The organism is Zeaxanthinibacter sp. PT1 (assembly GCF_028464225.1).
In the GTDB taxonomy this organism is placed as follows: domain Bacteria; phylum Bacteroidota; class Bacteroidia; order Flavobacteriales; family Flavobacteriaceae; genus Zeaxanthinibacter.
The window spans coordinates 788606-811021 of the sequence record NZ_JAQPCN010000001.1 but is presented as its reverse complement, the minus strand read 5'-3'; the positions used below and the strand labels follow the sequence as shown (position 1 = coordinate 811021).

The 22416-nt window shown below is 41.2% G+C and carries 21 protein-coding genes; all 21 read left to right on the top strand.

Going from position 1 to position 22416, the window contains the following annotated elements; translation table 11 throughout:
* Positions 1–21 precede the first annotated feature (21 nt).
* The 21 genes from rfbB to PP178_RS03470 are packed head-to-tail and all read left to right on the top strand — an operon-like array spanning position 22 to position 22408.
* On the top strand, positions 22–1056 hold the full coding sequence (gene rfbB, locus PP178_RS03570) for a dTDP-glucose 4,6-dehydratase (RefSeq protein WP_272592936.1): 1035 nt from the start codon (positions 22–24) through the stop codon (positions 1054–1056).
* A gap of 17 nt (positions 1057–1073) precedes the next feature.
* Positions 1074–1928 (top strand): glucose-1-phosphate thymidylyltransferase RfbA, encoded by an 855-nt coding sequence (gene rfbA, locus PP178_RS03565; RefSeq protein ID WP_272592935.1) that lies wholly within the window; start codon positions 1074–1076, stop codon positions 1926–1928.
* Between the two features lie 12 nt (positions 1929–1940).
* Entirely contained in the window at positions 1941–2486 is a 546-nt protein-coding gene (gene rfbC / locus PP178_RS03560) for a dTDP-4-dehydrorhamnose 3,5-epimerase (RefSeq protein ID WP_272592934.1), read from the top strand.
* Entirely contained in the window at positions 2483–3256 is a 774-nt protein-coding gene (gene rfbD / locus PP178_RS03555) for a dTDP-4-dehydrorhamnose reductase (RefSeq protein ID WP_272592933.1), read from the top strand. Before rfbC ends, rfbD begins: the two co-directional genes overlap by 4 nt.
* 12 nt (positions 3257–3268) lie before the next feature.
* Entirely contained in the window at positions 3269–3850 is a 582-nt protein-coding gene (locus tag PP178_RS03550; RefSeq protein ID WP_272592932.1) for an acyltransferase, read from the top strand.
* A 6-nt stretch (positions 3851–3856) separates the two neighbouring features.
* Entirely contained in the window at positions 3857–4960 is a 1104-nt protein-coding gene (locus tag PP178_RS03545) for a DegT/DnrJ/EryC1/StrS family aminotransferase (RefSeq protein WP_272592931.1), read from the top strand.
* The gene (locus tag PP178_RS03540) at positions 4957–5892 is read left to right on the top strand and encodes a Gfo/Idh/MocA family protein (RefSeq protein ID WP_272592930.1); all 936 of its coding nucleotides are present in this window, start codon (positions 4957–4959) and stop codon (positions 5890–5892) included. Before PP178_RS03545 ends, PP178_RS03540 begins: the two co-directional genes overlap by 4 nt.
* 45 nt (positions 5893–5937) lie before the next feature.
* Entirely contained in the window at positions 5938–7206 is a 1269-nt protein-coding gene (locus PP178_RS03535; protein ID WP_272592929.1) for a lipopolysaccharide biosynthesis protein, read from the top strand.
* A 10-nt stretch (positions 7207–7216) separates the two neighbouring features.
* On the top strand, positions 7217–8473 hold the full coding sequence (locus tag PP178_RS03530) for an O-antigen ligase family protein (protein WP_272592928.1): 1257 nt from the start codon (positions 7217–7219) through the stop codon (positions 8471–8473).
* Positions 8470–9723, top strand: coding sequence for a hypothetical protein (locus PP178_RS03525; RefSeq protein WP_272592927.1), 1254 nt, complete (start codon positions 8470–8472; stop codon positions 9721–9723). The genes PP178_RS03530 and PP178_RS03525 overlap by 4 nt, the downstream gene beginning before the upstream one ends.
* On the top strand, positions 9716–10828 hold the full coding sequence (locus PP178_RS03520; protein WP_272592926.1) for a glycosyltransferase family 4 protein: 1113 nt from the start codon (positions 9716–9718) through the stop codon (positions 10826–10828). The genes PP178_RS03525 and PP178_RS03520 overlap by 8 nt, the downstream gene beginning before the upstream one ends.
* On the top strand, positions 10815–11495 hold the full coding sequence (locus tag PP178_RS03515; RefSeq protein WP_272592925.1) for an HAD family hydrolase: 681 nt from the start codon (positions 10815–10817) through the stop codon (positions 11493–11495). The genes PP178_RS03520 and PP178_RS03515 overlap by 14 nt, the downstream gene beginning before the upstream one ends.
* The gene (locus PP178_RS03510) at positions 11495–12568 is read left to right on the top strand and encodes a class II aldolase/adducin family protein (RefSeq protein ID WP_272592924.1); all 1074 of its coding nucleotides are present in this window, start codon (positions 11495–11497) and stop codon (positions 12566–12568) included. The genes PP178_RS03515 and PP178_RS03510 overlap by 1 nt, the downstream gene beginning before the upstream one ends.
* Positions 12565–14163, top strand: a complete 1599-nt coding sequence (locus tag PP178_RS03505; RefSeq protein WP_272592923.1) for a hypothetical protein — start codon at positions 12565–12567, stop codon at positions 14161–14163. The genes PP178_RS03510 and PP178_RS03505 overlap by 4 nt, the downstream gene beginning before the upstream one ends.
* Positions 14160–15809: an NTP transferase domain-containing protein gene (locus PP178_RS03500; RefSeq protein ID WP_272592922.1), complete on the top strand. Its 1650-nt coding sequence runs from the start codon at positions 14160–14162 to the stop codon at positions 15807–15809. The genes PP178_RS03505 and PP178_RS03500 overlap by 4 nt, the downstream gene beginning before the upstream one ends.
* Positions 15800–16189: a GtrA family protein gene (locus tag PP178_RS03495; protein WP_272592921.1), complete on the top strand. Its 390-nt coding sequence runs from the start codon at positions 15800–15802 to the stop codon at positions 16187–16189. Before PP178_RS03500 ends, PP178_RS03495 begins: the two co-directional genes overlap by 10 nt.
* On the top strand, positions 16186–16881 hold the full coding sequence (locus tag PP178_RS03490) for a glycosyltransferase family 2 protein (protein WP_272592920.1): 696 nt from the start codon (positions 16186–16188) through the stop codon (positions 16879–16881). The genes PP178_RS03495 and PP178_RS03490 overlap by 4 nt, the downstream gene beginning before the upstream one ends.
* 5 nt (positions 16882–16886) lie before the next feature.
* Complete coding sequence (locus PP178_RS03485) at positions 16887–17477, top strand: hypothetical protein (RefSeq protein ID WP_272592919.1); 591 nt, start codon at positions 16887–16889, stop codon at positions 17475–17477.
* Entirely contained in the window at positions 17468–19564 is a 2097-nt protein-coding gene (locus PP178_RS03480) for a hypothetical protein (RefSeq protein WP_272592918.1), read from the top strand. Before PP178_RS03485 ends, PP178_RS03480 begins: the two co-directional genes overlap by 10 nt.
* A gap of 4 nt (positions 19565–19568) precedes the next feature.
* The gene (locus PP178_RS03475) at positions 19569–21626 is read left to right on the top strand and encodes a hypothetical protein (RefSeq protein ID WP_272592917.1); all 2058 of its coding nucleotides are present in this window, start codon (positions 19569–19571) and stop codon (positions 21624–21626) included.
* Positions 21623–22408 carry a glycosyltransferase family 2 protein gene (locus PP178_RS03470; protein WP_272592916.1) on the top strand — a complete coding sequence of 262 codons (786 nt, stop codon included), beginning with the start codon at positions 21623–21625 and terminating at the stop codon, positions 22406–22408. Before PP178_RS03475 ends, PP178_RS03470 begins: the two co-directional genes overlap by 4 nt.
* The last annotated feature ends 8 nt before the right edge of the window (positions 22409–22416 follow it).

The window sequence follows — 22416 nt, the reverse complement described above, 5'->3', positions numbered from 1 at the left end:
GAGTTCATTAATCCATGAATTATGAAAATCTTAATTACAGGAGGCGCTGGATTTATTGGGTCACATCTTGTAAGAAGGATGCTTACCAAATACCCGGAATATAGTATACATAACCTCGATGCCCTGACTTATGCGGGGAATTTATACAACCTTGAGGATATTGAGGGTACGGCAAACTATACGTTCCATAAGGCAGATATCCGGGATGAGGACTATCTGAAGCTGCTCTTTAACGAACACCTATTTGATGCCGTAATTCATTTGGCTGCAGAATCACATGTAGACCGCTCCATTGAGGATCCCATGGTATTTCTGGATACCAATGTAAGGGGTACGGCCAACCTATTAGAAGCGGCTATGGAAACCTGGTCCGGCAACTTCACTAATAAGCTTTTTTATCATGTAAGTACTGATGAAGTATACGGTTCCCTGGGAGCGGAAGGTTATTTTACAGAGGATAGCCCTTATTCTCCCAACTCGCCTTACGCTGCATCCAAGGCCTCCTCTGATCACTTTGTCAGGGCATATGGTGAAACTTATGGTATTCCGTACATCATCAGTAACTGTTCTAATAATTATGGCCCTAACCAGTTCCCTGAAAAACTGTTGCCTTTGTGCCTACAACGCATTATGTCTGACCAACCTGTTCCTATCTATGGAGATGGAAAAAATACCAGGGACTGGCTTTTTGTAGAAGACCATGTAGCGGCAATCGATCTTATTTTTCACGAGGCAAAAAGAAAGGAAACCTACAACATAGGCAGTAATAACGAGTGGAAAAATATAGACCTCGTTAAGCAGATTTGTACCTTGATGGATAAGAAGCTGAACAGGCCGGAGGGCAGCTCGGAAAATTTGATAAGATTTGTAAAGGACCGGCCCGGGCACGACCAGAGATATGCAATAGATGCATCAAAATTAATGCGGGAGACTGGCTGGAAACCTGAACATGATTTTGAAAGTGGCCTAAGCAAGACTATTGATTGGTACGTGAACAATCAAACTTGGGTAGAACAGATCCGGTCTGGGGAATATAGGAACTATAAGGATAATTAAATGATAAATCGCAGTTGATGAAAGGCATAATATTAGCCGGGGGAACCGGAACGCGCTTATATCCAATTACCCTGACGGTGAGCAAACAACTGATGCCGGTGTATGATAAACCGATGATTTACTATCCTCTGGCAACCTTGCTTTCTGCAGGTATACGGGATATCCTGATTATCACCAAGCCGGAAGATGAAGATGCTTTCAAAAAACTGCTCCGGGATGGATCTCAGCTGGGATGTCGCTTTTCATATGCAGTACAGCATGAACCCAAAGGTCTTGCCGAAGCTTTTATTATTGGAGAAAAGTTTATTGGCAGCGATAAGGTTGCCCTTATCCTGGGAGATAATATATTTTACGGCTCAGGACTTGCTGAATTACTGCAGTCGAACACCGATCCGGAAGGCGGAATCATTTATGGGTATCACGTGCAGGACCCTGAGCGTTACGGTGTTGTAGAATTTGATGCAAATGGAAAAGCGATAAGTATCGAAGAAAAACCACGGGATCCAAAGTCCAATTATGCCGTTCCCGGAATCTATTTCTATGATAATGAAGTGATAACTATTGCTAAGAATATTCAGCCCAGTGCAAGAGGAGAGCTCGAGATAACAGATGTCAATAGGGCATATCTGGAAAAGAGCCGGTTGCAGGTAAGCATCCTGGATCGGGGAACAGCCTGGCTGGACACCGGAACATTTTCCTCACTAATGCAGGCTGGACAGTTTGTCGAGGTGATAGAAGAACGGCAGGGTTTGAAAATCGGTGCTATTGAAGAGGTTGCTTATATGAAAGGGTATATCGATAAAAAACAGCTTCATAAGCTCGCAGAACCTCTTTTAAAGAGTGGTTATGGAGAATATTTAATGAACTTATAACCGGCAATTGGTGTGCATGTAGAAGAAATTTCAATACAGGGATGTTTCCTAATAGATCCACAGGTCTTTAAAGATGAAAGGGGACATTTTTATGAAGCGTTTAATCAGCGTGAATTTGAAGAGAAAACAGGATTACAAATCAATTTTGTCCAGGATAATCACTCTGTTTCCTATAAGGGAGTGTTGAGAGGCTTACATTATCAGGCTTCACCCCATGGACAATCAAAATTGATACGGGTGGCTCAGGGATCGGTCCTGGATGTTCTGGTTGATATACGTCCTGGTAGTCCCACTTTTGGTAAACATTATAAGAAGAAGCTATCGGGAAATACCGGGGAAATGATTTTTATACCGAAAGGTATTGCCCATGGATTCCTTGCCCTGGAAGAAAACACCCATTTTTTGTATAAATGCGACAGTTATTATAATCCCGGAGCAGAGCGAGGGATACGCTTTGACGACCCTTATCTGGATATAGACTGGGAATTTGACCACGATCAGCTCATTTTATCAGGTAAGGACAAGCTCTTGCCCCTATTCAAAGACCTGCATTTATGAAAAGCGTACTGGTGACAGGGGCAAACGGCCAACTTGGACAGTGCCTCAGGGCTGCAGCAGAAAGCTGGGATGATATGGTATTCGACTTTCGTTCACAGCAAGAATTAGACATCACAAATAAAGCAGCTATTGATAATCTGCTTGAAGGAAATGCTTATGATTACTGCATAAACTGTGCTGCTTATACCAACGTAGAGGCGGCAGAAAAAAATTCTGAAAAGGCTTTTGAAATAAATGCGGAAGCGGTGGGAATCATGGCAAGGAGCTGTCATGAAAAATCTGTAGTTCTTATTCACATTTCTACAGACTATGTGTTTGACGGGGAGAAAGCTGGGCCATACCTGCCCTCAGACCCTCCAAATCCCATCAACGAGTACGGAAAGTCCAAATTAAAAGGGGAGCAGTATGTAGAGCAATACATGAGCCGTTATTTTATCGTCAGGACTTCCTGGCTGTATTCGGAATACGGAGATAATTTTTACATTAAAATCCTGGAAAAAGCCCATAAAGGTGAGACACTGTATATAACGGATGCCCAAACAGGCACCCCGACGAACGCTAATAATCTAGCGACATATATTTTGGACTTAATAATGACAGGCTCCAAGGAATACGGGATACATCATTTCACGGATGGGAAGCCGATGACCTGGTTTGATTTTGCCGGTCAGATCCTGAAGGATAATAATTTGGAAGAGGGGACTCAGCTCATAAGAAATAATAATTACCCTACCTTTGCGGCCCGTCCTAAGAATAGTGTTTTACAATAGACAAGTTTAAGCATGACTCAAAGAAATTATTTTGTACACGAAACTGCAGTTATTGACGACGGAGCAGTAATAGGCAAGGATACCAAGATCTGGCATTTTTCACATATTATGCCGGATTGTTATATAGGAGAAAAATGTAATATCGGGCAGAATGTTGTGATTTCGCCCCAGGTGAAACTGGGAAATAATGTCAAAGTCCAGAATAATGTTTCTATCTATACAGGAGTTATCTGTGAGGATGATGTGTTTTTAGGCCCTTCAATGGTTTTTACCAATGTTATTAATCCACGAAGTGCAGTTATCCGCAGGGACCAATATATGGAAACACGGGTAGGAAAGGGCGCTTCTATTGGCGCTAATGCTACCATTGTATGTGGAAATCCTATCGGGAAGTTCTCCTTAATCGGTGCAGGGGCGGTGATCACTAAAGCGGTACCGGATTATGCCCTGGTCGTGGGAAACCCAGGGAAACAGATTGGATGGGTCAGTGAATTTGGTCACCGGTTGAATTTTGATGAATCAGGAGAGGCCGTTTGCCCGGAAAGCCAGCAGCTTTACCGGCTAAATAATAATTGTGTATCACGTATCAGCTAGTTAAAAATGAATATAGACTTTGCAAATTTACCGCTGGCCTACCGGGAACACGAGGAAGAGATAAAGGCAGCAGCTCTTGAGGTCATGTCTTCTGCTCGTTATATCCTGGGGCAGGAAACGGAAGAACTGGAAAATAACCTCAGCAATTTTGTAGGTTCAGAATATGCGCTTACCTGCTCCTCCGGAACCGATGCTCTTTTATTGGCAATGATGGCCCTTGGAATTAAAGCCGGTGATGAGGTGATAACCACCCCATTTACATTTATAGCTACTGCAGAAACAATTGCCTGTTTAGGGGCAATTCCTGTCTTTGTAGACATTGATGAGAACTCTTACAATATTGATGTCACGAAAATTGAGTCAGCAATAACGGATCGCACCAAAGCTATTATGCCCGTATCTCTTTACGGCCAGCTTTCGGATATGGATGCTATCAATATAATTGCAAAAAAACACAGTCTGTACGTCATAGAGGATGGTGCCCAGAGTTTTGGGGCTCTGTATAAAGGAAAGAGAAGCGGTAATCTCAGTGACGTAGGTTGTACTAGTTTTTTCCCCGCGAAACCCCTTGGTTGTTTTGGGGACGGAGGAGCTGTTTTCACAGATGATCAACAGGTTTATGAAAAGATGAAGGCCATGAGGATCCACGGACAAGTGGCTCGTTATACTCATAAGTATATAGGCATGGGGGGGAGGCTTGACAATCTGCAGGCTGCAATTCTTAAGGTAAAATTAAAGCACTACGAGGAAGATATAAGAAGAAGGCAGAATGTAGCCCAGTCATATAACAGGAATCTTGAAAATAAAGGGATAATATTACCTAGGATCATGGACCAGCAAAGTTCGGTCTGGGCCCAGTATACGATTAGGATAGAAAACCGTCAGAAGGTTCAGGATGCATTGAGCAGGCAGGGCATTCCAACGGCAGTACACTATCCCATTCCAATGCATTTACAGGAATGCTTTAATTACCTGGGTCATAAGACCGGAGATTTTCCTGTGAGTGAGCGATGTGCAGCTGAAGTAATGAGCCTCCCTATGAACCCATACCTGGAGACAGGAGAAATTAATTATATAACAGACCAACTGATAAAAACCATTAACGGATGAAGAAATTTGCACTGATCGGAGCTGCCGGGTACATTGCTCCAAGGCATATGAAAGCAATCAAGGACACAGACAATATACTGCTAGCCGCCTATGACAAAGGAGATAGTGTTGGAATCATAGATTCATATTTTCCAAAAGCTGATTTTTTCGTCGAATTTGAACGTTTTGATCGTCACATTGAAAAACTGAAATACGAAAAGGATACCTACCTGGATTTTGTAAGTATATGCTCTCCTAACTACCTACACGATGCCCATATCAGGTTTGCCTTGCGGAGTGGTGCTGACGCGATCTGTGAAAAACCCTTAGTGTTGAATCCCTGGAATGTGGATAAACTACAGAAGGTAGAAGAGAATACGGGTAAGAAGATATACAACATACTCCAATTGAGGGTACACCCCAGTATAATTGCTCTTAAAGAGAAAGTGAAGCAGGCGAAAAAAGACAATAAATTCGAGGTAGACCTCACCTACCTTACGTCCCGGGGACATTGGTATTTTACATCCTGGAAAGGAGACTTGTCTAAATCAGGAGGGATTGCCACTAATATCGGGGTACATTTTTATGATATGTTATCCTGGATTTTCGGGGATGTCCAGGAAAATACCGTACATGTGCACGAACACGACAGGGCAGCGGGATACCTGGAATTTGAAAACGCCAGGGTTCGGTGGTTCTTGTCGATCAATGCGGATTACCTGCCCAAAGAAGTTAAGGATAAAGGGCAAACTACTTTCAGATCTATAACCATCGATGGAGAGGAACTGGAATTCAGCGGGGGATTCACGGACTTGCATACCATGGTCTACAAGGATATTTTAAATGGGAAAGGATATGGCTTGGAAGCTGCGAGAACGGCTATAGAGATCGTACATGATATTCGAGAGGCGACACCGGTGGGTAGAAAAGGATCATACCACCCGTTTCTTTGATTAGTTTAATTGTTAAACATATTTAACCACAAGCCATAACATGCTTTGACAAAATTCTGGGCCCGAGTAGTAAAATCTGAATTTACCAGGAATGTTTCGTCCCAAATGATGGGGACCGGAATTGCACAGATACTGCCTTTTTTGGCGACCCCACTTCTTACTCGTCTGTACTCTGAATCAGACTTTGCCAGCTATACTTCCTTTTTTGCACTCGCCACCATATTTGCCGTTGGGGTAGGAGGAAAATATCATATGGCCATCGTTTTGCCTAGGTCAGAATTACGGGCGATGAGGTTATTCGCACTGAGTATATACCTGACGTTAGCTTACGCCATAATCCTGCAGCTAGCTTTCTTCGGCTACTACAGGTATTTTCCTTCAGACCTGGGGGCACTGATATACTTTGTTCCATTATATGTGCTCTTTTTTGGGATCTGGAGTGCATTTACCAATTTATCAATCAGGCATAAAACTTTCCGGTACAATGCTTATGCGAAAGTTATGCAAGCTATAGGATATATTGGCACGGCCCTAGGATTTGGATTTGCACGAATCACAATTTATGGTCTTGTCCTGGCTAAAATCTTAGGCACCCTGGGGTCATGGCTCTATCTTTTTAAAAAATCAGGAATAAGAGCGTCTTTTATTCCTATTCGGAAACTTAAAGAAGTTGCGATTGAATATAAGGATTTCCCAAAATTCGGGATTGGACCTTCTTTACTTAATACAGTTTCGATGCAGGCGCTTATATTGGTCTTAACAGCATTTTACAGTAAAGACGATCTTGGGTATTACGGGCTTACTTACATGGTCCTCAGTGCTCCATTAGGCCTTATTGGGACCTCTTATAAAGATGTTTTTTACCAGAAGATAGCTGACCTCGTAAATCAACAGCGTTATAAAGAATGTAAAACTTTCTTTTTAAAGTCGGCCTTGGTCCTTTTTTCAATGGGTACAGTGATCGGGATAGTGTTGTTCTTATTTGGCCCATTTGTGTTCAGTATTGTATTTGGTGATTCCTGGATTCGTTCAGGAAATTTTGCGAGTATACTGGCATTTAGTTTTGTATTTAAATTAGTTGCCAGTCCACTATCTGCAATTTTCAACGCCACCAACGATTTAAAAATAGCGTCGGTATGGCAATTCGGGTATTTCATTACCACTTTTATAACACTAGGATGTTGTGTGTACCTGTTCGATTTGGATATCATTAGTTTATTATACGTTTATGTTATTCACGAGGTCATACTTTACAGCCTCTATTTCCTATTGGAGTACAAAACACTCGCTAAACTAAGTGTTGCAGATAACTAAGGAGGAAGTAATGAAGAGATTAGTCGATTTTGGAATAAACACAGACAGGCTGTACTTCAGCGGGGTCCTGGTGTATGTTTTCCTGATTCCGTTTGAACAGAAATGGGCAACCTGGGCCATTCTGTTATGGGCGGTTTTATCTCTATCCAGTTTTCAGCAGTATAAACCAAAGATGCATTGGGGTCTTATTTTATTGCCGGCACTTTACCTAGTATATGCCGTCGGTCTATTCCTCACCTTTAACGGGGAGCTTAAATATTTAGAACATAAGCTTTCCTTACTCATCTTTCCTGTACTATTTTATCTACACCGTTTCACTAAGGAAGACTACATATTATTAATGAAGGTTTTTCTATGGGGTTTGTTAGTTTCGGGAATTTGCTGCCTTCTCATTGCCGTATATCGCTCTATCGAGATTGGCCCCGGCATATTCCGGTTCCAACCTGAGCTTATAGAAGGAAAATCGTTTATGGAATCAGTCATTTACGGGGGTAACTATTTTTTTGGGAAACACTTCTCCGTTTTTCATCAAACCGTATATTTTGGTTTGTACTTAACCGTAGGCACGAGTATTCTGTTATTTCAAAAAAACCTCTTTCCGATAAAACAAAGAGTGGTATTCATACTTTTTTTCGCTCTGCTGCTTTTCCTCATATCTAATAAGGCATCACTAATTGTTCTGACTATTTTATTGATTTACCGGGTCCTGATTATTAGAACATCAGCACTCTATAAAATTATATTTTTAGGGTGTCTTGCACTGGGGATTTATACCCTGAGCTTGTTTAATCCCAGGGTCTCAGAGAGTGTGGGTAAAGTTGTTAAGAATGAATTTACCCTGGATAAGGAAGCCAGGTATGGATATGCTACCAGGCTTTTAAGCTGGGATGCATCCTTGGATCTAATCTCCGAAAACCCATTCTTTGGATATGGTGTTGGCAATGCACAGGCAGCGCTCAACCAAAAATATATTGAAAAGGAATACCGTTTCCCCTTACGCGATGAACTGAACTCACATAACCAATTTTTCCAGACCTGGATAGAAAACGGCATTTTTGGATTATTCCTGCTTGTCGCCATATTCCTCATGCTTTTTAAAAGAGCCTACTCTTACACAGGAACAGACAAATACTTAGCGCTGGCTATAGTACTAATATTTTTTATCAATGCATTGTTTGAAAGTATTTTGAACAGGTTTTCTGGGATTTCCTTCTTTGCTTTTCTGTCATCACTCATCTTTGCAACGCGAAAAGCTATTAAGAATTGAAGATCAGGCCATCCATATCGACATATTTCACCATTTATTTCCTACTCCTCTTGTGGTTGTACCATGCGGAGATCAAATACTATTTTTACTGGGAGTATATCGCTGAACTTAAGGATGGAGAGTTCAACTTTTCTTTTCTTCGTTTAGTTCTGGCCGGATTGATTTTTGGTCTCAATGTTCGATTTTTGACCAGAATTGATCACAGGAAACTGGGGTTTATAATATTATCTCTTTTCTTTATCCTGTTAACCATTCCTTCCCTCATCGCTTTTATATCCGAAGGGATGTACCCATCACAACTTCTACTGTATCACCAACTGTTCTTTTTTGTCAGCTGGTTTATGCTTAAGCTGAAGTTCAGTATTACCAGCATTCCTGTATTGAATAAAAAACAGGGACTCCTGGTGCTTTTGCTGATCACGGTAATAGGGACCATCCCCTATCTTTTGGTATATGGTCCGCACATAAACTTAAAGAACTTACTGTTATTGGACGTATACAAAACCAGGAGCTCTATGGCAGGCCTCTCTAATGTATATTTTGGTTATACCTATTCCTTGTTTACTAAAATAATAATCCCGCTCATCATCGTATTCTCTTTAGAGCTAAGAAACAAATTGCTCGCTTTTGTTGGCGTTCTTTACCTGGTCCTTTTTTATCTCTTTGGAGCACATAAAACGGTATACCTGGGCTTAATCGTTGTATTGATATTTTATAGATGGACCTATCTGAAATCTGTCAGCAGGATTCTTCTGTATTCTTCACTGTTTATTATCATATGTCTGATGCTTGCTGTTGCGGGATATGATTACCCTTGGATACTGACCTTCAGAAGGGTGCATTTTCTTCCTACTCTTTTAGATATTACATATTTGGATTTCTTCAAGGATAACTATATGTACTGGTCAGAGTCTGTATTAGGAGCTTTTGTTGATTACCCCTATCAAATTCGTCATGAGTACATCATAGGGGAAACCTATTTTAACCGCCCGGATATGGCTGCTAACAACGGGATAATTTCTGACGGATATATGAATTTTGGAGCCCTGGGCGTACTAGTAAATATCGGCCTGGTATCTTCCTACTTTATGATTCTGAATAACCTAAAAATACCATCACGCTACTTTGGCTTATTCTTACTGGTCATTTTTTCTTTTATAAGTTCCTCTATCTTTACAGTATTCCTTACCCACGGAGCTCTTGCCTTATTGTTAATATCCATTTTTTTAATACGAGAAAAGAATGATTGAAATTTGCCATATATCAACGGTACATCACCGTTATGACACCAGAATATTTATTAAGCAATGCCGGTCCTTAGTCAAGGCGAGTTTTCGAGTTCATCTAGTAGTAGCCGATGGACTTGGTAATGAAGAAAAGGACGGAGTAATATTCTGGGATATAGGGCGACCAGTTAACAGAAAAGAGCGTTTGCTGAAATTTCGAAAAAAAATGTACCAACAGGCCCTGGCAATTGAGGCCAGTGTTTATCATTTTCATGATCCGGAGCTCCTGGGTGTAGGAAAAAAACTTATAGCAAAAGGTAAAAAAGTAATTTATGATACTCATGAAGATGTCCCTAGACAACTTTTAACCAAGGCTTATCTTCCTTCATGGTTACGGAAAGCCCTATCGTACTTATTTGAACGATACGAAAACCACATAGCGGCAAAACTCTCAGGAATTATTGCAGCAACACCGCATATTCGGGATCGATTCTTAAAGGTGAATCCGACTGTTATAGAGGTTCAGAATTTCCCGTTTCTTGAAGAGTTTAATAATGCCGAGGTTTTAGGAGAAAAGGAAGACGCCGTATGCTATGTAGGAGCTATTTCCAAGGTTCGTGGAATTTTACAAATTGTTGAGGCCATGTCATATCTGGACAATGGGAAACTTTTACTTGGAGGAAAATTTGAAAATGAGGATTTGAGAAATCGGGCAGTATCAGTAAGGGGTTGGAGCCAGGTAGAGGAGTTGGGGTTTCTGTCAAGAACTGAGGTCAACCAGGTAATGCAGCGTTCAGTCGCGGGTTTGGTGGTATTGGAGCCGACGATCAGTTATTTAGATAGTATCCCGGTTAAAATGTTTGAATATATGGCCGCCGGAATACCGGTAATTGCATCAGACTTCCCATACTGGAGAACTCTTCTTAAGGACACGGATTGTGCCCTATTTGTAGATCCTAATAATCCTGAAGCAATCGCGGGGGCCATAGCGCGTCTAATTAGTGATAGGGCGTTAGCTAGTAAAATGGGAGAAATTGGTCGGAATGCAGCCGTGGATATTTTTAATTGGGACCAGGAAGAAAAGAAATTGTTAAATTTTTATAAGCGAATTATCCATGAAGCAAAATAACATTATTCTCGACCTGGATAACACACTGTATGCTTATGACGTTCCTCACAAAGCGGCAATGAATACGGTTTACGATGAATTTCATAGACTTTATGACTTAAATCGGAAAGCGGCTGAATCAGTCTTCACTTTGGCTAGAAAACAGACCCATTTAGAACTGCCTTCCCAGGCCGCATCACACAACCGCCTTCTTTATTTTCAAAAAATGTTGGAAAGAATAGAAGGGGCTTCTTTACACCATGGACTTTATTTTTACGACTGTTACTGGGATACATTTCTTAATCACCTAGTATTGGATGAGGGAGTAATGGAGTGGTTAGAAATGGTTAAGGCTAAAGGAGGCAGAATATGCTTATTAACAGACCTAACGGCACATATTCAATACCGGAAATTAAAACGGTTAAAACTCACTGAAATCTTAGACTTTATGGTGAGTAGTGAAGAAGTAGGCATTGAAAAGCCACACCCCTACATGTTTACGCGAGCTTTACAGAAACTCAACTGTAATTCAACCGAGGCCCTAATGATAGGAGATAGTTGGGAGAAGGATATAGAAGGAGCTATGGCAATGAATATTAGAGCAGTTTGGCTGAACAGGAATGCTGAGAAAAGGAACGTTCCAGCAGTTGTTAAGGAAATTAGATCTTTTATTGAAATTCAATTATAATGGAGCAGGAAGCAATTGACAAATTGATCAGGATGTCGGCCTATGCGGGAGAAAGATTTGACCTAGTGCAGGCCGGAGGCGGCAATACTTCTGTTAAATATGGGGAAACCATGCTCATTAAAGCCTCAGGATATTTACTATCTGAATTGCAAGAGGGTAGAGGTTACACAGGGGTTAAAACGGCAGCAGTGCTCAACGTGTTAAATCACCCTTCTGTGAAGAATACCGAAGATAAAAGGGATAAAGATAAAAGAGCCGGTGAGTTATTGGCTAAATCAATAGTTCTTGGTCAAGATAGACCTTCTATTGAGACCTACCTCCACGCCTTGTTATATCGTTATACCTGCCATGTGCATTCTATAGCCGTTAACGTTTTGACAAGCAGTAAAAACTGGGAAGAAGCAACATCACAATTATACCCCCGTAGTCTGTTGATTCCTTATGAGACCCCAGGTATAGAATTGGCATTACTTCTACGTGATCAATTAGAAGAGTATGTACTTCAGTACGGAATTTTACCAAAAGTGATTTTTTTACAGAATCATGGTCTGATTATTAGTTCAGATAAGTTTGATGAAGTCAAGGAACTGATGGAAGAGGTGGTGTTGTCAGCTGAAAACATCTCGGGATTGGATCTTGCCCGCTATCGTCGTGTTTCCGAAATTTCTTCTATTTATGAAGAGGCCTTTAACCACAGGTTATCCGTCTATCATTCAGAAGATGCTACTATAATTGAATTGCTAAAGAATCGCCCAGAGCTTGCAGAAGAACCGCCTTTCTCACCGGACGGCTATGTTTTCTGTGGGTATAAAATCTTGGTCTCTGAGCATTTGGATGCTAATGCACTAATAATCTTTGCCGAGAAGTATCATGAGCCCCCTAAACTAATCTTAATAAAGGATCAACTTTATATTTTAGCTGCCGACTTGAAAAAGGCAAAAATGATAGAAGATGTCCTTAAAAACAACATGATTATAGCTGACTATCTTAAAGACAACCTGGTTCATCTGTCACATGAAGAAATTAAGTACTTGGGGAATTGGGAAGCTGAAAAATATCGACAACAAAGATGATGAATAGAATGGCCGGAAAAATGGCATGGTTTAAAGATAAAAACCTATGGAACACTTATCTTTTTTTCCTTGGATTCATTGGGTTTCTTACTTTTCTTCAAAACCCCACGGCTTATACCTGGGCTGAGCAGGATATGATGCCATTCTGGATTCATCTATTCAATTCCGATTTACTTGTAAATGATTTTTTCACCCAGGCATCTTTTGAAAAAAATCCACGATGGATATACGGATACTTTGTTGCGCTCCCTCCTTTGTTGTTCAATCTACCATGGTATTCTTGGCTCTTTATCATAAAGGTACTTATGCTAACCCTATACCCCCCGGTAATTTTTGGTGTAATCATCGTATTTCTACAAAGATTCTTACCAACTAAGAAGGTATTTCATTTGGCGCCTTATTTAGCTATATTACTTGCGATTGTAGTGTTGTCAAAAGATCTTAATAGGATTTTGGCGGTTGGCAATTGGCTTCCGTATAATGCCTCATTATATCCAGCTAACCTCAGTATGTTTGTCAGTTTTATAGGAATAATACTGTGGGAGCGTAGGCTGGCTGGTCGTTGGCTTTATCTTTCGTTAATTGTATTAGGTACTCTGCTCCACCCTGTTATGGGGCTTTTAACCGCTTGTTTCTACGGAATATTCTTAATGCCTTGGATTAAAAATTGCTACGGCAAGATGATGGAACTATTCGGAGCAGTTTTACTTTCAGGAATAGTTGTTACCGTGATGTTTAAGAGCTCCGCTACATTGAACACCGAATTGTTTATTGAATATTACGTAAGAGAGAGACATCCATGGCATTACCATGTGCCTTCTTATAGCAATGTATTTTTCCCATGGGAATCTATATTCTCTATAATAGCACTGTTAATACTTATTCCATTATTTTATGGGTTGTACAGACGTTTTTACAAATTAGCTATTTCTGCTTCCCTTGCCTTTTTGGGATATGTAATTTCTATCGGACTGCAATACCTTTTCATAGATATTATTCCAGTCAAACTTATTGCCTATTTAGGGCCATCAAGATTTACAATATTCGGATTTTGGTCTGTACTTGCCTGCTGGATGATTATGATTGGATACATTGTTAAAAACCCTAGAAGCTGGGAAATCCCTCCTGTTTCTAAAGGTATTGTAGGACTCCTTTTTGTCAGTTTATTTATATCGAGCATCATTTATCTTGACCATCCGTTTACTCAGATATCTCAAAGGAAGTCGAATTTTTTTACTTTTGTGAGAAATACCCCACCTGACGCGGTTTTTCAAGCATATTCGGATGCGCTCAATACCGACATTCGATTAATTGGGAAAAGGAACGTTGTTGTTTCCAAAGAATTTCCTTTTGCAGAATCAAAAATAGAAGAACATAGTAATCGATATAAATCCTTTTATGGAAGTCGTCAAGAAGGTGAACAGGGGTTAGCGTATTTTCGAGAAATAACACCAAAAAAGTGGCAGTCATTAGCAGGCCTGTATTCAATAGATTATATCGTCATTGAAACCAATTATGACCAAGCCTTTAAAAATATAAAACCTGTCTGGGAGGATGGGTCCCTGAAAATTTTTTCAATTCAAACAATTCAATGAAAATAGTAATTCCCATGTCCGGAATGGGCAATCGTTTTGTTGCAGCCGGTTATACCACCCCGAAACCCTTGATAGAAATAGACGGGATGCCAATCATAGAGCATGTGGTTAAAATGTTTCCCGGGGAAACCGACTTTATATTTATCTGCAACAGTAAGCACCTGCAGGAGACCAACATGAGGGAGGTACTGATGAGGATAGCTCCAGGAGGGGTAATCCGGGAAATTCCACCCCATAAAAAAGGCCCGGTCTACGCTGTTTTACAGGTTGCAGACCTCCTTGCAGATGAGGAAGAGGTCATTGTCAATTATTGCGACTTTTCATGCTATTGGGATTATAGTGATTTTTTAAAACACACGCGCGACCGCAAAGCCGACGGTGCAGTTCCCGCTTACAAAGGTTTTCATCCCCATATGCTGGGAACTACCAATTATGCATTTATGCGGGATGATAAACAGTGGATGTTGGAGATTAAGGAAAAAGAGCCGTTTACCGATAATAGGATGCAGGAGTATGCATCTATGGGGACCTATTATTTCCGGAAAGGCAGCTATGTGAAGAAATACTTTTCCGAACTTATAGAAAAGGGAATTGACCTGAAAGGGGAATTCTATGTGAGCCTGATTTATAATTTGTTGGTGCAGGACGGGCTTAAAGTGTCTATTTATGACGTACAGCACATGTTACAATGGGGTACGCCGCAGGATGTTGAGGAGTATCTTGGATTCTCGGACTATTTCAGGGCAATCGCAGACTGGAAGGCGGTAAAAGAACCTCTTGATGATGGCTGTCTTAACCTTATTCCGTTGGCGGGCAGAGGTAGCCGTTTTACGCAGGCAGGGTATGCTGATCCAAAACCGCTGATCGAAGTTGGAGGCAAACCCATGATTGTTCAGGCTGCAAATTATCTCCCGGCCTCCGGGCGTAATACCTTCGTTTGCCTTGAGGAACATTTAGAACAATACCCCCTGGAACGCAGTCTTCGGGAATTTTACCCGGAGGCTCGGATAGTGCCATTAAACCAGGTCACGGACGGGCAGGCGAGTACCTGCGCCCTGGGATTGCAAGAACAAGATGATCAACTCCCGCTGTTGATCGGTGCCTGCGACAACGGTGTTATATATAACCAGGAAAGCTATCAGGAACTATTGGAAGATGAAAAAGTAGATGCTATAGTATGGACCTTCAGAGGACATCCCAGCAGTGCCAGGAACCCACAAATGTACGGCTGGGTGAAAACCGATGATTCTGGCTTGGTCCAAGGAGTAAGCGTAAAGGTTCCTGTAAGCGATAACCCTTCAGGGGATCACGCCATAGTAGGAACATTTTATTTTCGAAAAGCAGCGTATTTCACTGGAGCATTAAAAAATTTAAAAGCTAAGAATCAACGTATAAATGGCGAATTTTACGTGGATAGTTGTGTTGGTGAATTAGTAGAAATGGGTCTGAAGGTTAAGGCGTTTGAGGTGGATCACTACCTGGGATGGGGAACACCGGATGATTACTTGACATATAAGTACTGGCAGAGTTTCTTTCACAAAGTGAAATGGCACCCTTATACGCTTCAGAAGGATCCTATGGTTGCTGAAGAAGACCAAAAAGCACTGGATCAATCTTACTCACAATTCCCTCAGCCATGGCGGTAAGTACAACAACTCGGAAACAACTCTTGAAATTTGGTGTTTCAGGGGTAACAGCGGTCCTGGTTGATTATTTGGTTTACTTGGCCTTATACCCCTATTTGGGACCCAATATTGCCAAGGGAGTTTCATTTTTAACCGGAACCATGGTTGCTTTTGTTCTGAATAAATATTGGACCTTTGAGGCTAAAGAATTTTCAGGGAAGCAGTTGATGAAGTTTCTTATACTTTACGGCATCACCCTGGGGTTGAATATCGGGACCAATCACTTATGCCTCATATGGTTTGAAAGCATCATCTTTGCTTTTCTCTGCGCCACCGGGCTGAGTGCCGTGCTCAACTTCATCGGGCAGAAATTTTGGGTCTTTAAAACTAGTGTTATATGAAATTATCTATAGTAATACCCTGCTATAACGAAAGTGCAAATATTCCACTATTGCTGGATGCATTTTCAAAAGTGATCGATAGGAAGGACATAGAAGTCCTAATGGTGAATAATGGTTCAACAGATAATTCAGAAGCAGTTCTTAAAACCGTATTACCGAATTTTTCGTTTGCCAGGATGGTCCACGTTACACAAAATAAAGGCTACGGCTTTGGGATACTTTCCGGTCTTGAGGCTGCAAAGGGCACTTATATTGGTTGGACCCACGCTGATATGCAAACAGATCCCGGGGATGTAATCCGGGCTCTTAATATTATCGAAGAACAGGAGGAAGAAAACATCTATGTTAAAGGGAAGCGCAAGGGCAGACCTATCTTTGACCAGTTTTTCACTACGGGGATGAGTTTCTTTGAAACGGTTTACCTGGGTGAAAGATTGTATGATATCAATGCCCAGCCGAACATATTTCATCGCTCTTTTTATGAGAGCTGGGAGCAGCCCCCCCATGACTTTTCACTGGATCTTTATGCCTTATACCTGGCCCGTAAAAAAAAGATTAAGCTTATCAGGTTTGATGTTGTCTTTCCCGAACGTATTCACGGTTCCTCCAGCTGGAATACTGGATTGAGCGCGAAAAAGAAATTCATTAAAAGGACGATCGAGTTCAGCCGAAAACTTAAAAAAACCCTATAGCAAGAATGGAGTATATCGCTCACCGGGTGAATACCCTTGAAGAACTTCGAGAACTCCCTGAGAATTTTGGGGTTGAAATTGATCTGCGAGATAGTGAAGATGGCAGTATCCATTTAGCCCATGATCCATTTTTGAAAGGCGAGGATTTCGAAACCTATTTAAAGGAGTACCACCATGGTACTATGATACTAAATATTAAAAGTGAACGGATAGAGCACAAAATCCTTGAGTTGCTTTCAAATTATGGAATTTCCAGGTATTTTTTTCTCGATAGTTCATTTCCCATGATACGTTCCCTTGTTTCCCTTGGGGAAGATAGGATCGCGCTGAGGTATTCTGAGTTTGAAGGCCTGGATACCATAGAAAGCATGGCAGGGAAGGTGAATTGGGTTTGGATCGATTGTTTTACCAAGCTACCCCTTGAAAAGAAAACGCATGATCGTCTTAAGGATTTAGGGTTTAAACTTTGCCTGGTATCTCCTGAATTACAAGGTAGAGATGAAGAAATAGAACAGTACAAGGCTTTGCTCGAACAAAGAGAATTGCACCTAGACGCTATTTGTACCAAACACTATAACGTGAAGCGATGGCAATAAATAGCAAGCTAGACAGAATTTTTCGGGATAAAGAAGGAAAATTTAAGCTCAGTATCCTTCAGCATCCCCTCTATGCCTGGGGACTGTTGTTTAAAATTGTGCTGTCTTTCCTATTTGCGGGGAGGCTGATGTCTAATGCCTTTATTCCGTTTGTTACTTATTTTCTTTCCTCAGGATTACAGGATCCATACACCTATTTTTTTGAGCAAGGGATCACCGATGCATTTCCATATCCTCCACTCATGCTGTACGTTTTAAGTGCACTTGGAGGTGGGCTTGCAGCACTTTCTCCATTTTTTATCAGGATACCGCTGCTCCTAGCGGATACTTTGGTGCTCCTGATCCTGTCTCGCTGGCTCGGGCAGAAGAACGAGAAACTTCTAAGGTATTATTGGTGGTCGCCTGTCCTGATCTATATCTCATATATTCATGGTCAGTTTGATGTTATTCCTATCGCATTCCTGTTCGCGGCGACATATTTGCTGATCAAAAACCGCTTCTGGTTATCAGCTGCGGTACTAGGCCTGGGGTTAGCCACCAAAACCAACCTGGTATTAACGATTCCCTTTGTACTCCTCTTTCTTTGGAAGGCTGAGCCAAAGGGAAGGGTGATGAGAATACTGGTAGCACTCTCTATAATGGGACTTACTTTTCTTATTCCGAGCCTACCCTTCCTCACTAACGATTCGTACAGGCTCATGGTGTATCACAACCAGGAACAATCCAAGGTGTGGAGTGCAGGCATTACCACTCTGAGCCAGTTGCAATTCTATCTCATCCCTGCCGTATACCTTATTATTCTTGCGGTGGCAAGCAGGTTCAGGAGATTCAGTAAGGATCTTTTTGTGATGTTTATCGGATTCTCCTTTGCCACTTTATTATTGTTTATCCCTCCCCAACCAGGCTGGTATTTTTGGATCCTGCCATTTCTTATATATTTCAACATTAAGGAACAGAAACTCACCTATATCCCGGTCCTGGCCTTACAATTTGCTTTCCTGTTATTTTTTGGCTTGCTGCCAACATCAGACTATGGCTATGTATTTCTTTGGACCGAACGTGGATTTTCCATTTATGAGGAGCTAATGAAATGGGGAATTGTTGAACCGGCTCTATTGGTAAATTTATCTTTCACCTTATTACAGACCGTTCTGGTTCTTAATGTGATATGGATATTAAAGGCGGGTATCGGTAAAAACATCAATAAGAAATTACGCACCAAGCCCTTCCTGGTAGGGATAGGGGGAGACTCGGGTGTAGGGAAGTCTACCCTGACAGAATTGCTAACAGCACTTTTCGGCAAATCACAGGTTACTATAATAAGGGGAGATGATATGCATCGTTGGGAACGAGGTCATGACCGGTGGAATGATTTGACGCATTTATCCCCGAAAGCGAATCATCTACACGAAGATATTAAGCAACTAAAGTTGTTAAGAACCGGGAAGTCAATAAGAAGAAGGCTCTATGATCACGGAACGGGAAAGTTTACCGAACCCTTCAAGATACACCCCCAGAAGCTCGTTATTTTTGAAGGTCTGCATCCATTCTACATCGCCGCCAAGAGAAATCTTTTTGATCTCAAAGTCTTTGTGGAGCCCGAGGAAGATTTGAGGTTATACTGGAAACTTAAACGGGATATTGCAAAGAGGGGATACACCAAGGAGAAAGTAATAGAGCAGCTGAGAATGCGGGAAGAGGATTCCGAGAAATATATCCGGTCCCAAGCATCGTTTTCAGATATAAGACTACGCTTTTACCCCTTAGCCGAGGTGCCGCCACTGGAGGCAGAAGAAGTTCCGGAACTCGGGCTTAAAATAGAATTAGACACGAATATAGATATCAACTATTTGGTCGAAGCCATAGGTTTACAATCAACCCTTATTCTAGAGCATGAGTACGAGACGGATTGCCAGACGCTTAATGTACGGGGCAGGATGAGTAAGGAACAAGTGGAAAGGCTGATGTTGTTGTTTGTCGATGATATGAATGAGTTATTTGATAAAGAAATTATAAAGGAAGATCTCAACGGCTTCTTACAGTTATTCTTTATCTATTGTATCCTAGCCAAAGCCGATAATCCTTGAATTTATGACAGATCGACCATTTTTAAATTTTATAAGCAAGAAATTCACCCTGATTCTTGCCCTGGGATTACTATTTCTGACGACAGTTCTATTTCAGCTGAACTATAACAAGAACCATATTGATAATTTCACGGTAGACGAGTATTTCACGATCTCTACGGTTCACCCAAAATATACTCCCGAAAATACGGTATACAGGGCTTTAAATGGCCCTCGATTATTTACCTACCTGTTCTATCCAGGTGCTTTGGTGGGTATGATCGGGCATATGGGAGGTAATATTTATGTGGAAAGCTGGGACTATCCCGGTTACAATTACTTGGTTGAAAATTACCAAACACGTAGTAGTCAACTTGCTGCCAATATGCAGGATCCTAACCTGCGTTATTTTCACCACTACCTCAAAATGCAGGCGGTGATCTTCATGTTTATCACCTTTATCCCACTAGTGATTTATTTATGGCGGAAAAAGTACACTACCGCTATGTTCATGGTGGTTACCCTGGTGGGGATCAATACTCTATTCCTGGAACAACGCTCCGTGTTCTATATAGAACCATTATTGCTCTCCATGATAAACCTGTTGCTGTGGTATTACCTATACATCAGGGAAAACCCCAGGCCCAGCTGGTTCATTATCAGCCTGGGGGGACTATTATTTGCTTTGACAATTTCACTAAAATTTTCATGCCTATTCATTCTCCTCTTAATAACCATTCAAATGGTTCTGCAGTTTAAAGGGCTGGAGAAACGTCTTAAAAGTTTGATTACTCTACTATTGACATCCCTGTTGTTTTTCGGGTTGATAAACTGGGATCTATTTGCCGGGAAAGAAGTATTTGGCAAAATCATCCACGACTATTTCTCTAATTTTTGGCAATATGCCACTGGGAATAAGGGTGTTATAGTAGAGAATTATAAGCTTTATAACCTGAGGGGTGTATACCGAGAGCTTATACCCTCACTAGGGGGGCTACTATTCCTGTTCCCGGCGATTTGTTTTTTCGGTTTAAAGTGGGCAGATAAGAAGGAGCGATTTACCTGGGGAGCATTACTATTGGTATTCCTGCTTACCGTATGGGCCATAGTTAAACAACGGGTGTATATAGACCGGAATATACTTCCATTTCTTCCATTTTTAGTTATGCTTACCGGGGTGTTTATTGATATCATTCGCAACCATATTCGTCAAACCAACTGGTACCGGGAAAATAATGGTGGTAAATGGGTAATTGGCATATTTTTTTTGGTATTGCTCTTGCCAATATTCCTGTTTTCCAACAATATGTTCACTAAAATATTTCCGAGTTCTAAAGAAAATATAATGGAAGCTGTTAGGAGTGTTAAGCAGTCTGACAGGCAGAGACTAGTACTAATTGATGTTGAGGCGGACAAAGAAGAATTAGGCTACAGTAAGATGTTACAATTGCCTTCATTTCCAGAAACCAATGGATTCAACCTGACAACTGAACTCAACAAAGTCTACGATACCTTGAGATCCGATGATGTTATTTTAGTTACCGAGATGGGAAATAATAAACAGTTGACTACCTATGGGCTGCCCAAGACCTTTAACAGGAATAAACAATTTGGTAAATACTTCGTATTCTATAACAATCCGGAAGAAAACAAACAGTACAAAGCATTTTTGGAACTTTATGATAATCAAAGTTCAGCCATTCACTTTTCAGGTTCCAAGCTAATCCGTGAGGACTTGGTCCTTACCGAGGTGATTACCACTCCATTTGAAAACGAGGCAAGGATATACCTTCGGTTTCGGTATAAAGGGGGGCAGGTAGAAAACCTTTTTGGGTGCAGGATGTTTTTTCACGCTTTTCCCTTGGAGTCGGAAAAGGAACAATTACCCCCGGAGCGCATTGAGCATGGTTTTGATGGATGGGATTTCACCTTTTCAAAAGAAAACACATTTCAATATGGGAATGAAGTTTTTATATACCAGGATTTTAACCCGACACTAAGCAGTTATGAGAAAATGGTCATGGGAATATTCAGGGGCTGTGGCAAGAGCGAGCCTTTTCAGGTTGACAACGTAAAACTTTGAAGATAGGAATGGAGGAAAATTGGGCAAATAATAATCAATTCAAGGTATCTGTAGTGACCCCGGTACACAATGCAGCTGCTTATATTACCAATTGTCTCCAATCTGTCCAAGCCCAAACCTACTCCAATTGGGAGCATTTATTAGTAGACGACTGTTCGCAGGATCAGAGTGCTGATATTATTAAGTCTTACGCGGAAAAGGATAACAGGGTTCGCTACATTCGGCTTAGCACCAACATGGGGGCGGGAGTGGCCAGGAACACGGCAATAGAGGCGGCTACAGGAGATTTTATTGCCTTCCTGGATAGTGATGATACCTGGTACCCGGAGAAAATAGAGAAACAGCTGGCCTTCATGATTTTCAATAATTACCCTTTTACTTTTACCTCATACGACACCATGAATGAAAGTGGAGAAAAGCTTCAGAAGGTGTTTAAGGCCAAGGAAAAAGTAACGTATAAATCGGCACTTTATAAAAATCCCATCGGCTGTCTTACGGCCATGTACGATATTCGGTATTACGGCAAAGAATACATGCCTGAAATCAGGAAAAGACAGGATTTTGCGTTGTGGCTGAAGTTGCTTAAAAAGTCCGATGGATATGGGCTTCAGGAGGTGATGGCCTCTTATAGGGATGCATCAAATTCTATTTCTTCTAATAAGCTGGATCTCTTAAAATACGAATGGAGGATCTACCGGGAAGTAGAAGGTCTCTCTATTCTCCGATCAGTGTTCTATCTTTGCTCGGCTGTTTTTCTCAAATTAAGAACCTATTTCAAATAATTTATAAG

Excerpts from the sequence above, each read along its gene's own strand:
- rfbB (WP_272592936.1), top strand. The coding sequence starts at position 22 with ATGAAAATCTTAATTACAGGAGGCGCTGGATTTATTGGGTCACATCTT.
- rfbA (WP_272592935.1), top strand. The coding sequence starts at position 1,074 with ATGAAAGGCATAATATTAGCCGGGGGAACCGGAACGCGCTTATATCCA.
- rfbD (WP_272592933.1), top strand. The coding sequence starts at position 2,483 with ATGAAAAGCGTACTGGTGACAGGGGCAAACGGCCAACTTGGACAGTGC.
- PP178_RS03550 (WP_272592932.1), top strand. The coding sequence starts at position 3,269 with ATGACTCAAAGAAATTATTTTGTACACGAAACTGCAGTTATTGACGAC.
- PP178_RS03545 (WP_272592931.1), top strand. The coding sequence starts at position 3,857 with ATGAATATAGACTTTGCAAATTTACCGCTGGCCTACCGGGAACACGAG.
- PP178_RS03540 (WP_272592930.1), top strand. The coding sequence starts at position 4,957 with ATGAAGAAATTTGCACTGATCGGAGCTGCCGGGTACATTGCTCCAAGG.
- PP178_RS03530 (WP_272592928.1), top strand. The coding sequence starts at position 7,217 with ATGAAGAGATTAGTCGATTTTGGAATAAACACAGACAGGCTGTACTTC.
- PP178_RS03520 (WP_272592926.1), top strand. The coding sequence starts at position 9,716 with ATGATTGAAATTTGCCATATATCAACGGTACATCACCGTTATGACACC.
- PP178_RS03515 (WP_272592925.1), top strand. The coding sequence starts at position 10,815 with ATGAAGCAAAATAACATTATTCTCGACCTGGATAACACACTGTATGCT.
- PP178_RS03510 (WP_272592924.1), top strand. The coding sequence starts at position 11,495 with ATGGAGCAGGAAGCAATTGACAAATTGATCAGGATGTCGGCCTATGCG.
- PP178_RS03505 (WP_272592923.1), top strand. The coding sequence starts at position 12,565 with ATGATGAATAGAATGGCCGGAAAAATGGCATGGTTTAAAGATAAAAAC.
- PP178_RS03500 (WP_272592922.1), top strand. The coding sequence starts at position 14,160 with ATGAAAATAGTAATTCCCATGTCCGGAATGGGCAATCGTTTTGTTGCA.
- PP178_RS03495 (WP_272592921.1), top strand. The coding sequence starts at position 15,800 with ATGGCGGTAAGTACAACAACTCGGAAACAACTCTTGAAATTTGGTGTT.
- PP178_RS03490 (WP_272592920.1), top strand. The coding sequence starts at position 16,186 with ATGAAATTATCTATAGTAATACCCTGCTATAACGAAAGTGCAAATATT.
- PP178_RS03485 (WP_272592919.1), top strand. The coding sequence starts at position 16,887 with ATGGAGTATATCGCTCACCGGGTGAATACCCTTGAAGAACTTCGAGAA.
- PP178_RS03480 (WP_272592918.1), top strand. The coding sequence starts at position 17,468 with ATGGCAATAAATAGCAAGCTAGACAGAATTTTTCGGGATAAAGAAGGA.
- PP178_RS03475 (WP_272592917.1), top strand. The coding sequence starts at position 19,569 with ATGACAGATCGACCATTTTTAAATTTTATAAGCAAGAAATTCACCCTG.